16 protein-coding genes are annotated in these 13,735 nt (G+C 71.2%); 10 read left to right on the top strand and 6 right to left on the bottom strand.

From position 1 onward, the window contains the following. From BU204_RS36955 to BU204_RS36945, 3 genes are all read left to right on the top strand, one after another. Positions 1-960, top strand: a 960-nt coding sequence (locus BU204_RS36955; protein WP_198943116.1) for a pectate lyase family protein, incomplete at its 5' end; no start/stop codon positions are given. Positions 961-1,016: 56 nt separating this feature from the next. After that, positions 1,017-1,754, top strand: coding sequence for an alpha/beta hydrolase family protein (locus BU204_RS36950; protein WP_075130445.1), 738 nt, complete (start codon positions 1,017-1,019; stop codon positions 1,752-1,754). Positions 1,755-1,783: 29 nt separating this feature from the next. Beyond that, positions 1,784-2,650: a hypothetical protein gene (locus BU204_RS36945; protein ID WP_075130444.1), complete on the top strand. Its 867-nt coding sequence runs from the start codon at positions 1,784-1,786 to the stop codon at positions 2,648-2,650. A 79-nt stretch (positions 2,651-2,729) separates the two neighbouring features. On the opposite strand, the gene BU204_RS36940 is transcribed toward BU204_RS36945, so the two are convergent. Continuing rightward, a complete protein-coding gene (locus tag BU204_RS36940; RefSeq protein WP_075130443.1) occupies positions 2,730-2,942 on the bottom strand; it encodes a CsbD family protein in 213 nt (70 codons plus the stop codon). A gap of 212 nt (positions 2,943-3,154) precedes the next feature. Here BU204_RS36940 and BU204_RS36935 point away from each other — a divergent pair, with 212 nt between their 5' ends. After that, a complete protein-coding gene (locus tag BU204_RS36935; protein WP_075130442.1) occupies positions 3,155-3,970 on the top strand; it encodes a type VII secretion target in 816 nt (271 codons plus the stop codon). Between the two features lie 34 nt (positions 3,971-4,004). On the opposite strand, the gene BU204_RS36930 is transcribed toward BU204_RS36935, so the two are convergent. Then, a complete protein-coding gene (locus BU204_RS36930) occupies positions 4,005-4,277 on the bottom strand; it encodes a hypothetical protein (protein WP_075130441.1) in 273 nt (90 codons plus the stop codon). Positions 4,278-4,329: 52 nt separating this feature from the next. Between BU204_RS36930 and BU204_RS36925 the strand changes: the two genes are divergently transcribed. Genes BU204_RS36925 through BU204_RS36915 form a run of 3 tightly spaced genes read left to right on the top strand, consistent with a single transcriptional unit; the run spans position 4,330 to position 6,652 of the window. Beyond that, positions 4,330-4,722: a GntR family transcriptional regulator gene (locus BU204_RS36925; protein WP_075130440.1), complete on the top strand. Its 393-nt coding sequence runs from the start codon at positions 4,330-4,332 to the stop codon at positions 4,720-4,722. Next, complete coding sequence (locus BU204_RS36920; protein ID WP_075130439.1) at positions 4,719-5,609, top strand: ABC transporter ATP-binding protein; 891 nt, start codon at positions 4,719-4,721, stop codon at positions 5,607-5,609. The genes BU204_RS36925 and BU204_RS36920 overlap by 4 nt, the downstream gene beginning before the upstream one ends. Next, positions 5,606-6,652, top strand: coding sequence for an ABC transporter permease subunit (locus BU204_RS36915; RefSeq protein ID WP_075130438.1), 1,047 nt, complete (start codon positions 5,606-5,608; stop codon positions 6,650-6,652). Before BU204_RS36920 ends, BU204_RS36915 begins: the two co-directional genes overlap by 4 nt. Before the next feature lie 9 nt (positions 6,653-6,661). On the opposite strand, the gene BU204_RS36910 is transcribed toward BU204_RS36915, so the two are convergent. The 3 genes from BU204_RS36910 to BU204_RS36900 form a co-directional block, all read right to left on the bottom strand. Next, positions 6,662-7,255: a hypothetical protein gene (locus tag BU204_RS36910; RefSeq protein WP_143230026.1), complete on the bottom strand. Its 594-nt coding sequence runs from the start codon at positions 7,253-7,255 to the stop codon at positions 6,662-6,664. 51 nt (positions 7,256-7,306) lie between these two features. Then, a complete protein-coding gene (locus BU204_RS36905) occupies positions 7,307-8,740 on the bottom strand; it encodes an Ig-like domain-containing protein (protein WP_143230025.1) in 1,434 nt (477 codons plus the stop codon). Between the two features lie 68 nt (positions 8,741-8,808). After that, positions 8,809-9,285 (bottom strand): hypothetical protein, encoded by a 477-nt coding sequence (locus tag BU204_RS36900; RefSeq protein WP_075130435.1) that lies wholly within the window; start codon positions 9,283-9,285, stop codon positions 8,809-8,811. A 405-nt stretch (positions 9,286-9,690) separates the two neighbouring features. Here BU204_RS36900 and BU204_RS40480 point away from each other — a divergent pair, with 405 nt between their 5' ends. From BU204_RS40480 to BU204_RS36890, 3 genes are read left to right on the top strand one after another with little or no spacing between them, the layout of a single operon-like run. Continuing rightward, on the top strand, positions 9,691-9,861 hold the full coding sequence (locus BU204_RS40480; RefSeq protein WP_158073574.1) for a hypothetical protein: 171 nt from the start codon (positions 9,691-9,693) through the stop codon (positions 9,859-9,861). Further along, the gene (locus BU204_RS36895) at positions 9,858-11,135 is read left to right on the top strand and encodes a cytochrome P450 (protein WP_075130434.1); all 1,278 of its coding nucleotides are present in this window, start codon (positions 9,858-9,860) and stop codon (positions 11,133-11,135) included. The genes BU204_RS40480 and BU204_RS36895 overlap by 4 nt, the downstream gene beginning before the upstream one ends. Further along, positions 11,132-12,163, top strand: a complete 1,032-nt coding sequence (locus tag BU204_RS36890; RefSeq protein ID WP_075130433.1) for a Gfo/Idh/MocA family protein — start codon at positions 11,132-11,134, stop codon at positions 12,161-12,163. The genes BU204_RS36895 and BU204_RS36890 overlap by 4 nt, the downstream gene beginning before the upstream one ends. Here BU204_RS36890 and BU204_RS36885 read toward each other — a convergent pair. Continuing rightward, entirely contained in the window at positions 12,158-13,378 is a 1,221-nt protein-coding gene (locus BU204_RS36885) for a PQQ-dependent sugar dehydrogenase (RefSeq protein WP_075130432.1), read from the bottom strand. The genes BU204_RS36890 and BU204_RS36885 overlap by 6 nt on opposite strands. Positions 13,379-13,735 lie beyond the last annotated feature (357 nt).

Genomic DNA, 13,735 nt, shown 5'->3' with positions numbered 1-13,735 from the left:
GCGGCCCCCGGCCCGGCCGCGGCCGGCACACCGCCGGGCGTGCCAGCCGGACACCGCGCCTGGCCGACCACGGCGGACGGGTTCGCCGGCACGGCCGGGATGGGTGACAACGGCACGACCGGCGGCGCCGGCGGCGCCACGGTCACCGTCAGCACCTACGCGGACCTGGTCCGGTACGTCACGGCTGCCGAACCGTACGTGGTCCGGGTCGCCGGCGCGATCACCGTCACCCCGTTCGGCACCGAGGTGCGGGTCACCTCGAACAAGACGATCGTCGGGGTCGGCACGAGCGGCCACATCGTGGGCGGCGGGTTCTTCGTGGGCACCGGCGTGCACAACGTGATCATCCGCAACCTGACCATCCGGGACACCCGGGTGGCCTCCGACGACCCCGACGACAAGGAGTTCGACTACGACGGCATCCAGCTGGACGGCGCGCACCATGTCTGGATCGACCACAACGCGATCACCCGGATGAACGACGGGCTGATCGACAGCAGGAAGGACACGAGCTACCTGACCGTGTCCTGGAACGTGCTGGCGGACAACAACAAGTCCTTCGGGATCGGGTGGACCGAGAACGTCACGTCACGGATCACCATCCACCACAACTGGATCCGGGACACGAACCAGCGCAACCCCAGCACGGACAACGTCGCCTACGCGCACCTGTACAACAACTACCTGCAGAACGTCGCCTCCTACGGCAACTACGCCCGGGGTGGCACCAGGATGGTGTTGGAGAACAGCTACTTCGAGGGCGTGCGGGACCCGTACTACAAGGACGAGGCGGCACAGCTGCGCCAGTCGGGCACCGTCGCCGTCAACTGCACGGGCCGGCAGCAGAGCGGCGGCTCGGCGTTCACCCCCGGCTCGTTCTACGCCTACTCCCTCGACCCCGCCTCCGGCGTTCCGGCGCTGGTGCGGGCGAGCGCCGGGCCGAGACCGGACATCGGGTAATCCGCGGAGGGTAATTGGCGGGCGTCCCGCCGCGGCGGTCGGTATGGTCCCCTGCCGTGACGCAGGACGACGGGATCACGACCCATGAGTTGACCTTTCCGGGCGAGCACGGTCACCCGGTCGTGGCCACGCTGGTCCGGCCGGCGGTTCCCGCCGTGGGCGGCGTCGTCATCGCCCATGGTGGGACCGACGACGGCCGGCGGTTCTTCGTCGAGGAGGCGCGCGAGCTGGCCGCGGCGGGCCTGGCGGTCCTGCTGCCCGCCATCCGGCTGCCCCGGCACGGCGACATCGAGGCGAGCGGGACGGCGGTGAACCGCGCCCTGACCGGGTGCCGCCGCGGCCTGGACCTGCTTACCGAGCAGACGGGGGTGGAGCGGCTCTGCTACTTCGGACACAGCGGCGGCGCCGCGCTCGGCGCCCAGCTCGGCGCCGTGGAACCCCGGTTGGAGGGTCTGGTACTGGCCGGCATCGGCGCGGGGACCGTCGTCCGCCACGCCCGGGCCGACCTGCTGCGTGACGGTCACCCGGACCCCGAGCCCTATCTGGAGTTCCTGGACCGGCTCGACCCCCGGCACCACGTCAGCCGATACACCGGCCGGCTGTTCATCCAGTACGGGCGGCGGGACGACGCGGTGACCATGGCGGAGGCACTGGCGCTGCGGGCGGTGGCGGGCCCCACCACGGAGTGGGCGGTCTACGACGACGGCCACGGGCTCGCCGTCCCACCGGCACGGCGGGACCGGGCGCGGTTCCTGCTGCCGCCGCGGCACGCCGAGGTGTCGCCGAGCGGGTGAGCGGCGGGACGCCGCGCTAAGGTGCGGCGGTGTTCCGCACCGCGTTCGCCACCGTGCTCGTGCTGCTGGGCTGCCTCCTCGCGGGTCCGGCGGTCGCGGCCTACTTCCTGGTCGACCAGGTCACCAACCGCGACAGCTACCTCGAGGCGGTCACCCCGCTGGCCGAGGAGCCCGCGGTCCAGACCGCCGTCGGCGACCAGCTGACCACCGCGGTCAACGAGCAGGTGCCCGAGGGGGCGCGGCCGCTGGTCGGCACGACGATCAGGAACTTCGTCGCGAGCGAGGACTTTCGCGCGACCTGGGTGGAGCTCAACAAGGAGGTACACCCCCAGCTGCTCGCCATGCTCCGCCGGGACGAGTCGGGCGCGCTGGAGGTCGAGGGCGACGCCGTCGTGCTCGAGCTCGGGGTCATGGCCGACAAGCTGAAGTCCCGGTTCGTGGCCGAGGGCGTTCCGCTGGCCGACCGCATCCCGGAGATCGACGCGCGGGTCGAGGTGCTGTCCGGCCCCGCCGTCCGCCAGGCGATCCCGGCATTCGACCTGCTGGAGACGCTGAGCACGGCGCTCCCGATCGCCGCGATCGCGCTGATCGTCCTGGGCGTCGCGCTGTCCGCCCGCCGCGGCACGACGCTGGTCGTGGCCGGGATCGGGCTCGTCGTCGCGATGCTGCTGGTCGTGCTGGCCCGGTGGCTGCTGCGCAGCGAGGTCGCCGCCAGGAGCCCGTCGCCGGAGCTCGCCGGTCCGTTCTACGACGCGCTGACCGGCAGGCTGACCGTCGTGCTGTGGGTCGTCTGCGGCATCGGCGGGGTGCTGGTGATCCTCGGCGCGGTGCTGAGCCGCCGCGCCCTCGACCGGCCGCCGGCCGACGACCGCCGCTACGCCCCCTACCGGGGCTGACGCGCGGCGGCCGGCACGCGGCTCGCGTGCCGGCCCGCCGCACTCGCGTCGCTCGCGGTCTGCGTCCTTTGTCGTCGCGTCACTTGTCGCCGCGGAAGGCTTCCTTGGCGTCGTGCACGGCGCCGGCGGCCTTGTCCCGCAGGTCGTGACCGGCCTCCTTGGCCTCACCGCTGAGCTGGTCGCGCTTGCCCGCGTCCTCGAGCTCCTCGTTGTCGGTGGCCCGGCCGACCTTCTCCTTGCCCTGGCCGGTCACCTGCTCGGCCTTGTCCTTCGCCTTGTCGAACATGCTCATCGCATTCACCTCTCTCGGGTTTGCTGCCGCAGGGCTGCCCCGATCGGGGTGAACCGAAACCAGCACGTGGTGGCGCCTCGGATTCGGCCGTTCCCGGCCTGCCGGGTTCGGCCTCGACGGGTTCGACACCGACCACCTCACGTTCGGCTCCGTCGCGCTGAGGGAGGAAAGTTCCCGTTGCGCCGGCGGGACGTACGCGCCAGGCTCGGGGTATGAGCGACGGGTTCGACGTCAGCGTCGAGGAGTTGCGCCGGCATGCCGCCGCCGTCGGCGACCTGGCCGGGCAGGTGAGCTCGGCCGGCGCGGCGACACCACCGCCCGTCGGCGGCGACGCGTTCAGCACGATTGGGGCGTTCTTCACCCAGGCGCTCGTGTCCGCCGGCGAGCAGCTCCGCGAGGCCCTCGAGACCGGCACGCGCTCGGTCGCCGACGTGCAAACCGGGCTGAGCGCGGTGGCCGACGTCTACGAGCGGGTCGACGACACCCACGCCCAACTGCTCCGCATCGTCGACGAGGGCGGCGGCGCGAGCCCCGAGCCGCGGACCGACGCCACGCGCTCGGCCGCTCCCGCCGATCCAGCCACCGGCGCCGTCCAGCAGGCCGGCGTCGTCCCCGTCGGCCTGACCGGCCCGGTCCAGGCCCCGCCCGGCCAGCGGGCCAAGGCCATCGCCGTGCTGCAGCGGATCTCGAAGGAGAACCCGGTCAGCGTGGCCACTGTCGCGCTACCCGAGGTGCGGTGGCTGTACAGCTGGGCCAAGGACAACCTGTCCGCCAAGATCGGCGACCACTACGAGCGGGACATCCCCCACCTGCTGAGCCGGCCGCCGACCGACGCCAACCTGCGCGAGGTCGTCGAGACCGAGACCAGGTTCTGGCACTCCACCGAGGGCAACTGGGCGGGCCGGATGCTGAGCGCCGACGACCGGTTCGACCGCCTGGTCAACAGCAGGACCGAATGGCTGAACGCCATGCCGCCCGCCGAGCGCGACCGCATCGCCCGCGAGCTGGGCGTCCAACTCGGACGGTAGACCCGCGGGCCGCACCCGGGTCCCCGTCCGAGCGTCAGAACTGAGGAATCCCGACGAGAATGACGTAACCCAGGCTCCCGATAACCAGCCCCAGGCAATAGGGCGCCGCGCGGTCACGTCCTTCGCTCAGCACGTACACGGTGACCGGACGCCGCCTACCGTTCATGAGCTGCCCGGCCTTCACGAACGCCAGGACCATCAGCGGGAAGACGACGGCCGCCGAACTACGCAGACCACTACCGACGTCGGTCAAGAAGGCTTGGACCACGAAGAAGACCGCCAGCGCTCCCAGCCACCCGGTTGACACCTGCGCTTCTGCTTCATCTATAGTACTAGCTACCTAGATGAATGGAGCCCTGGTGATCGAGTTCCACCTGGACGAGCGGTCCGGCCTCTCCCCCTACCTGCAGCTGGTGCGCCAGGTGCGGCAGGCCATGCGGCTGGGGCTGCTGCGCGAGGGAGACCAGCTCCCCACGGTCAAGGACGTTGTCGCGCGGCTCGCGATCAACCCGAACACGGTGCTCAAGGCCTACCGCGAACTGGAGCACGAAGGCCTGGTCGCCGCGCGTCCGGGAGTCGGCACCTTCGTCTCCGCGACGCTCACCGACGGGTCGCTGGCCGCGCACGGGCCCCTGCGGCAGGAGCTGCGGCGCTGGCTGGCCAAGGCACGCCGGGCGGGCCTCGACGAGGAGAGCATCGAGGCGTTGTTCCTGACGACCTTTCGGACCTCCGCTGGAGAGGAAATAGCATGACCGCGGTCCTACAGGCCCGAGGGTTGGGCAAGAGGTACGGCAGACACTGGGCGCTGTCCGACTGCACGCTGGACATCCCCGCCGGACACGTCGTCGGGCTGGTCGGGCCGAACGGCGCGGGCAAGACCACCCTGCTCAACCTGGCCAGCGGTCACCTGACCCCCACCACCGGCGAGATCACCGTTCTCGGCGGTCGTCCCGGGACGGACCCGAACCAGCTGCGCAAGGTCGGGTTCGTCGCCCAGGACACCCCCACCTACGCCGGGTTCACCGTCGCCGAGCACCTGCGGTTGGGCGCGCGGCTCAACCCCGGATGGGACGACGCGACGGCGCGGGACCGGATCGCCCGCCTCGGACTCGATCCCGGGCAACGCGCCGGCACGCTCTCCGGGGGACAACGCGCCCAGCTCGCGCTCACGATCGGCATCGCGAAGCGGCCCGAGCTGCTCATCCTGGACGAGCCGGTCGCGGCACTCGACCCCCTCGCCCGGCGCGAGTTCATGCAGGGCCTGCTGGAGGCCGCCGTCGAGCACGAGCTCAGCGTGGTGCTGTCCTCCCACCTGGTCTCGGACCTCGAGCGGGCCTGCGACTACCTGGTCGTCCTGGTCGACTCCCGGGTCCAGGTGGCCGGGGAGGTCGAGGAGCTGCTCGCCACCCACCACCGGCTCGCCGGTCCGCGCCGCGACCCCGACCAGCTGCCGCGTGACCAGCGCGTCGTCTCCGCCAGCCACACCGACCGGCAGAGCACGTTCATCGTCCGCACCGACTCGGCAATCCATGATCCCGTATGGACAGTGAGCCAGCTCAGCCTGGAGGACCTCGTCCTGACCTATTTAGACAGCTCAACCCGCGTCGCGCCCCGACCGGTCCTGGAGGTTCAGCGATGATCTGGTTGACCTGGCGCCAGTTCCGCATCCCGGCCATCACGCTCTTCGCCCTGGTGGTGGCGTTCGCCGTACTGCTGGCGATGACCGGTCCGGGCATCGCCGCCGAGTACGCCGACGGCATCGCGGCCTGCGCCCAGCAGGGCACCGACTGCGGACCCTTCGTCAACAACTTCCTCAACGACTACCAGACGGCCTCACTCGGCGTCTCCGCTGTCGCGCTGGTCATGCCGGCGCTGATCGGGCTGTTCTGGGGCGCTCCCCTGGTCAGCCGGGAGCTCGAGGTGGGCACCCACCGTCTGGTGTGGAACCAGAGCATCACCCGCACCCGCTGGCTGGTGGTGAAGATGACGATCACCGGCCTGGCGGCCGTCGTCGTCGGGGCCGTGGGCGCCGTCGCGGTGACCTGGTGGGCCAGCACCATCGACAACGTCCCCGACAACGAGTTCAACCGGCTGGCCTCGTGGGTGTTCGACGGCCGCGGGGTCGTGCCGATCGGGTACTCGGCGTTCGCCTTCGCCCTCGGTGTGACGGTCGGGATGCTGCTGCGCCGCGCCCTGCCGGCGATGGCCGTAACCCTGGCCGTCTTCGTCGTGGTCCAGTTCGCCATGCCACTGCTGGTCCGGCCCTACCTCCTTCCCCCGACCGATGCGACTGTCGAGATCACTGAGTCCACAGTAGATACTTTTGGTCACAACATGCAGAACGGCAGATCGACCGTCCTCGTGGAGGGCCAGGCACCCGAGGAGGGCGCCTGGCTGCTCTCCGCGCGGACCGTCGACTCGTCCGGGAACCCGGTCGAGGCCATCACGCTGCCGGAGTCCTCGACAGCCTGCACGCCGGGCCAGTCCGCGACGCCGGAGCCGGGCGCCGGGATGAAGACCTGCCTCGCCGAGCTCACCCGCCTGGGGTACCGGCATGAGCTCACCTACCACCCGGCCTCCCGGTTCTGGCCCTTCCAGTGGATCGAGACCGGGATCTACCTCGCGCTCAGCCTCGCCCTGGCCGGCTTCTGCTTCTGGTGGCTGCGCCACCGCCTGGCCTGACCGCGCGAATCACGATGCGGTGTAGCGGAGGTCGACGCGGGCGCCCTTGCACGCGTCCTGGTTGGTGGACTTGTCGGTGAAGCCGAGCGCGGCGCCGGAGAACTCCGCCGTCTCGCCCGCCTTCAGGGTCTTTCCGACCGGCATCCGGGGCGCGACGAGAAGGTAGTCGCTGTCGTCGCAGGTGCCCGCCACCGCGTCGGCCGCCTTGACGACCGACGTGATCGAGACAGTGACCGCGGTGACGACAACGGGTTCGGTGCCGGTGTTCTCCACGTTGCCGGTGATCGGCGCCGGGGCCACCCCCGGCGCGAGTCCGGACAGGACAGAGGTCTGGGAGAGCTCCAGTGCGTGTGTCTCCCCCGCCGGGGTGGGGGTGTCGCAGTCACCCCCCGCGGCGTGCGCGGAGGTGTCGGCCCAGAGCAGCGCGCCGGCGGCGCAGGTGATGATGACCAGCGACAGCATCGCCCCAGGCCGTCGCCGCGTCCGGCGGCGTCGGCGGGCGGCGATCGCCAGGATGATCCCGAGCAGCAGGAGAGCGGCCCCGGCGAGCAGCAGCTGCGTCATCGGCAGCCCGGTGAACGCGAGCGAAGAGGGCCTGTCCACCAGTTCTCCGTCGTACGTGCAGTCCATTGTGGAACTCCCGATTCCTGGTCGCTAGCCGGTCAGCGTCGCGATGGCGGTCCAGAGTGATAACGTGGTCGCCACGACGGCCTCGGAGACGCCGTCCACCAGCTTGGGTTTGAACGTCATCGACGTGGTGGACACCGACGCGCCGCGCGGGATGGTCAACATTGACGGTGTGGTCACGCCGTTCGATCCGTCGACCAAGACCATGAGGTCGGGCCCGGGATTTGCCACGACGTTGCCGGCCCCGTCGACCAGGCTGACCTTCGCCGTGAACGTGCCGCTGACCCCCGAGCGCAGACAGTCGGTGTAGGACAGCCAGGAGCGACTGCCGCCTTCCGAGACGCACCCGGTGACCCGGGGACTGCTCCAGGCCAGGCTGTAGACCTCGCTGACGACCGAGAACGACGCGGTCACCGCCGTGGCCAACGTGCCCGAGGAGGCGGTGAGCCGGTACGAGCCGGCGCTGTCGATGGAGCAGCCGGTGAACGTGGCGATCCCACCGACTGCCGCTTTGGGCAGGCAGGTGAGGGTCGCCGTGCCCCGGTTGGTCAACGCGAGCGAGACAGCGGCGGTGCTGCCGGTCACGAGGTTGTCGTACCGGTCGAGGACGTTCACCACCGGCTGGATGTCGAACGCACGCCCGACGGGCGTTTTCCCGGGAGTGCGGGCGAAGGCGAGCTTGACCGGGCTACCGGGACGCACGGTGAAGGCGGCGCTGGTCGCGGATGCCACGTTCGCACTGGTCGCGGTCAGCCGGTAGCCCGTGCCGGCCTTCTGGATCGACAGCGAGTCGAAGGTCGCGACGCCGCTCGAGTCGGTGTACGCGGTGGTCGTTCCGGACAGCGTGCCGCCGGCCGGGTTCGTGCTGAGCGCGATCGTCACCGCGACACCGGCGACCGGCACCCGCGCCCCGTCCGTCGACCGGATCTCCACGGCGACACCGGGCGAGATCGCGGCACCCGCGGACACTGTGGACGGTTGGGTGGTGAACGCCACCGCGGCGGGTGTGACCACCGAGAGGTCCTCGCTCGGCCCGCTGGTCGCCGTCCACGACCTGAACACCGCGGTCACCTGGTACCGGAACTTGCCGTTGGGTGGGCCGACGTCGAGACAGCTCGCCGCGGCGACCAGCGCGGCTTTGCCGCTGTTGCACGCCGGGGCGGGCTTGCCGTCACTGATCTTGATGCGCGTGACGTAGTAGCCGGTGGGGATGACACCGCCCTTGGGGCCCTGCCACTTGACGGACACGGCGGAGATCCCGACGGTTGGCACGAGCACCGCCGTCGGTGGCAGCAGGGTCCCGGTGGGCGTCGCGCCCGTGCCCTTGCCGCGAGAGTGCCAGTAGCCGGACGCCGGTGCCACCCCGGTACCGAGAAGGGCCAGCAGCATCAGGACGACCACGCCGATACGACGGCGGGCGCGCGACCCGCCCAGCAGGTCACGACGAACGCGAACAGCCATGAGGAGCTCTTTCCGCGATGCCGTGATGCGAGGTGGCGAGGGTGCCGCCACCTCGCATCACGGGTGGGTCAGGAAGCGACGAAGTAGAGCGGAACGGTCGCGTTCTTGCAGCCGTCCTGGTTGGTCGGCAGGTTGTTCATGGCGACCGAGACGGTGCCCGACACCGAACCGCCTCCGGGGATGTTCCCGTAGGTGATCAGGGGGGTGCCGACGGTGTAGTCCGCGGCCGAACAGCCGCCGACCGAGTTCCACGTCGAGCCGTCGGACTCCGCGACCGTGACGGTCACCTTGGTCAGACGCTGCTCGCCCGACCCGAGGTTGGACACCGTGAAGGGCACGGACGACTGTGCGCCGCCAGGCGTCAGGGGGCCGCCGGTGGGCGTCCCGCTGGACACGGTGAAGGCCGAGCTCGAGGCCGACGTCGCCGAGCCGGCGCCAATACCGGTCGCCGACCAGTAGGCATAGGCCACCCCCGCGCCGAACGCGAGGAGGACGACAGCGGACAGAACGATGGCGGCGCGCCGCCACAGAGGGGAGCGTTTCATGTGGGTCTCCTGCCAGTTACTACGGTGTGTCACCAACTGTGCCCCGTTCGGGTGACGGGTTCAGTTCTCGGGCGCTGAATTCGGCAGGAGTCGAACCAGGCTTAGCGCATGTAGCTGGCGTCACAGCCAGACGTACCGAATCGCGTGCACATCGAGCGACTCGGCTCACCTGACTCCGTGACGACGAGTAGCTGGACACACTCGAACGGGGGAGGTCTGGACCTACACATTTCGGCTCCGGAAACAGGTCCCGCGAGGTGCCAAACGCTAAGAATTTTCTCTCGTTTGCATTGTCGTGTAAGAACTTGACCTGATCGCCGGTCGTCCGTTTCCATCATCAAAGAGCTCGTCGATCGGACCGATCGGACTCGGCCCTCGCGCTCCGCGAGCATTGGCCGCCGCCGGTTGCACGGCAACGAGAACCTGGACGACGACGGCGCCCGGGAGGCGGTCGAGGCAATGATCCAGCAGCGGTACAGGAGGGCACTCACGGAGGTCGACCGGCTGCCCGTGGACGAACCGGTACGAGCGGCCCTGCTCGAGCTCGCCGCCGCGGCCACGGTGAGGTCGTCATGACCGCGCCCGGGCAGCCTTCCGGGGATTCCGACGTACGCGACCTCGGCGGGGCGCGGCTGTTCGACGTGGAGTCGGCACACTTCAACGCCGACCCCTACGAGCACTATCGCGTCGCCCGGCGGTCCTGCCCGGTGGCCGAGGACGGCGAGAACCGCTGGGTGGTGACCGGGCGCGCGGAGATCCGCGCGGTGCTCTCCGACCCGGTGGTGTTCCGCACCAGGAGAATCCTCGACGGCAACGTCCCGCTCACCGAGGAGTGCCGGGCGACCCTCGCCGGTTCACTGTTCGCGAAGGTGCCGCCGCTCAACGCCGACCCGCCGGAGCACAGCCGGTTCCGCGCGCTGATCCACGACTTCTTCTCCCCCCGCTCGCTTCGCACCCGCGAGGGCGCCGTCCGCGCCCGGGCCGACGCGCTGCTGACCGAGCTCGCCGCCCGCGGGGAGTTCGACCTGCTGGCCGACTTCGCCTACCCGCTGCCGATGCGAGTGATCTGCGAGATCCTCGGGGTGCCGGCGGAGGACCACCTGAAGGTCAAGGCATGGAACGACTCCTGGCTCGCCCTGCAGGTGCTCCCGCTCGACCCGGAGCGGCAGCTGGAGTGTGCGCGACAGGTTCTCGACTACGAGTCGTACTACCTGGACCTGCTCGACCGGCGACGGCGTGCCCCCGGCGCGGACCTGGTGTCCCTCCTGGCGCAGGCGTCGGTCGGCCCCGTGGAGCACGAGACCGAGCTGACCGACGGCGCCGTGCTCGCCGCGCTCCGCGTCATCCTCGCCGCCGGCCACGAGACCACCACCAACCTCGTCGCGAACACGACGCACCAGCTGCTGCGGGACCGCCGGCTGTGGAAGCGGCTGGTCGCCGAGCCGGCCCTGGTGCCGGCGGCCGTGGAGGAGGGCCTGCGGTTCGAGTGCGCGGTGCAGGGAACGTCGCGGGACATCACCGAGGAGGTGCGTCTCGGCGGCGTGAGCATTCCGGCGGACGCGACGCTGCACGTGATGACGGCCGCGGTGGGGCGCGACCCGGACGCGGTCGAGGCCCCTGACACCTTCCGGCTCGACCGCTCGGGTCCCCCGCGGCACCTCGGGTTCGGCCACGGACCCCACTTCTGCGTGGGTGCGGCACTGGCCAGGATGGAGGCACGCGTCGCCGTCGAGGCGCTGATCGAGCACCTGCCCGACCTGGCGCTCGCACCCGGGTTCACCCCGCACTACCTTCCCGGTGGGTTCGTGTTCCGCAGCCTGGCCGCCCTGCCCGTCACCGGTGGGACATGAGCGAGGGCATGATCCGGCTCGGGGTGCTCGGCTGCGGGTCGATCGCCCGGCGGTTCCTGCCCTGGTTCGCCGAGCATCCGGCCCTCCGGGTCACCGCCGTGGCCAGCCGGGACCGCGCTCGGGCAGCCGACCTGGTCGGGTCGCTCGGCGGTGCCGGCGCGGGCACAGACGCGGTCGAGGGGTACGCCCGCCTGCTGGCCAGGGACGACGTCGACGCCGTGTACATCTGCCTGCCGACCGGGCTGCACGCGGACTGGTCGCTGCGCGCGATCCAGGCAGGCAGGCACGTCCTGGTCGAGAAGGCGATGGCCACCCGCTACGCCGAGGCCGCGGCCATGACCGCGGCGGCCGAGGCGGCCGGCCTCCAGCTGTGGGAGAACCGGATGTTCACCCACCACGGCCAGCACGACCGGGTGCGCCGGCTGGTCGCCGAGGGCGCGGTCGGAACGCCGCGGGTGGTGGCCAGCGGGATGGCCATCCCGCCCCGGCCGGCGGGGGACATCCGGCTCTCCCGGCCCCTGGGCGGCGGCGCGTTGCTCGACACCGGCTTCTACGCCCTCCACGGCGCGCTGCTGTTCCTCGACCAGAACGTCGAGGTCGTGGGTGCCAGCCTGGTGGGCGGCGTCGAGCCGGACGATGTGGACCTCGGCGGGGCGGCCCTGCTCCGGGACGGCGCCGGCCTGCTCGCACACACCACCTTCGGCTTCCAGCACTCCTCCCGCTCCTACTACGAGCTCTGGGGCAGCGAGGGCCGACTGGTCGTGGAGCGGGCCTTCACGACGCCGGCGGACCTCGCCCCCGTGGTCACCCTGGAACGCGGTGGCCACGTCGAACGGCTCGGGTGGCCGCCGGAGAACCCGTTCGCCGCGTTCCTCACCGCGTTCGGCGCGGCGGTGCGCGGCGAGCTCGACGGGGGACCGCAGGCCGACACGGGGCTGCGGGGCGCACGGCTACTGGAGGCCGTCCGCCAGTCCGCAGCGCGGCCGGCGCCCCTGCGGCCCCCACGCACGCGCTCGGAGATCTCATGAGCCGCCTTGGACCCGCTCGAACCGCACGCGGCTCAGCCAGCCCGGGAGGTCGCTGAGCACGTACACCTCGCCCCGCACGTCGGTGCCGAACGCGGTCGGCTGGGTGGGGAAGCTGCCGATCGTGGCGGTCTCGTAGCCGCCCTGGGGCCGGGGGCGCACGGCGAACGCGCGGGTCGAGCAGTAGTCGCTCGCGATGTAGGTCCCCCGCGCGTCCGGGGTCCGGGAACCGCGGTACACCACGCCGCCGGTCACCGAGCAGTTGTCGTTGTAGTGGTCGTACTCGAAGACCGGGTCGGTGTACCGCACGCCCGAGCGGCACTGCTGCGGGTCGAACACCGGGGTGCCCTCCCGGCAGGACCAGCCGAGGTTGGCGCCTCCCTGCGACGGGCGGATGTGGTTGATCTCCTCCACCAGGCCCTGGCCGACGTCACCGATCCACAGCGAGCCGTCGGCGGGGTCGACGGAGAACCGCCACGGGTTGCGCAGCCCGTAGAGCCAGATCTCCGGCCGCGCGCCGGGGACGTTGACGAACGGGTTGCTGGAGGGCACGCAGTAGGGCGTCGCGCCGCAGGTGCGGTTGACGTCGACCCGCACGATCTTGCCGAGCAGGGTGCCGAGATCCTGGCCGGCCTTGAACGGGTCGTTCGCGTGGCCGCCGTCGCCGAGCGACCAGTAGAGGAAGCCGTCGCGGCCGAACGCCACCTGTCCGCCGTTGTGGTTGCCGTACTCGGCGTGCTCCTGGGTGAGCAGCACCTGTTCGCGGTCGGGGGCGCCGATGGGTACGCGCGCGAGGGTCAGCGCGCCCGCCGGCAGGCTCGTGTAGGCCACGTAGAGGATCCCGGTCCGGCTGAAGTTCGGCGCGGGCGTGATGCCGAGCAGACCCCGCTCGTTGTCCGACGTGTCGATCCGGTCGCTCAGGTCGAGCACCGGGTCCGCCGCGAGACCGGTGTCGGGGTGGTAGGCGCGAACGGTGCCGTTCTTCTCCGCGATCAGCATGCGGCCGTCCGGCAGGCCGGTGATCGCGATCGGGCGTCGCAGTCCGGACGCCACCTGTTCGGACACCACGGTCAGTTCGGTGAGCGGCACGGAGCGGGGGTGGGACGTCCCGGCCGCGGCGGTCCCGCCCGCCGTCATGGACGGCAGCAGGAGCGCGGACAGGGCCAGAACGAGCATGCCGGCCACCAGGGTGACCGGGCGACAACGCCGTCGCGACATGGTTGGAGCTCCTCGGGGAGAAGGGACTCGGGCTGGGAGCGCTCCCAAGAGTACACGGTTTCCCGGATTTCTGGGAGCGCTCCCAGCGGCGGAGATCGTTCCGCGGCAGGGTCCAAAGTCCTCGATCACGGGCCGCGGTGTCGGGACCAACGCGGGCATACCCGGGACCTTGGACTCCAGATCGATGCGGCCGCCTCGGAAAGACTTGTGTCAACACACCGAGAACCGAGGAGGCACACGATGGCCGTCAAGGACCACACCCGCAGGCAGCGGAGCATCCCCGTCCAGCGCGCCGCGGAGACCGCCGACAGTCCTGGCACCACCGGCATCGCGGGCAAGGTGCTCGCGGTCCTCCGG

Source organism: Actinophytocola xanthii (genome assembly GCF_001921205.1).
GTDB lineage: Bacteria > Actinomycetota > Actinomycetes > Mycobacteriales > Pseudonocardiaceae > Actinophytocola > Actinophytocola xanthii.
This window is presented reverse-complemented; position numbering and strand designations above follow the sequence as displayed.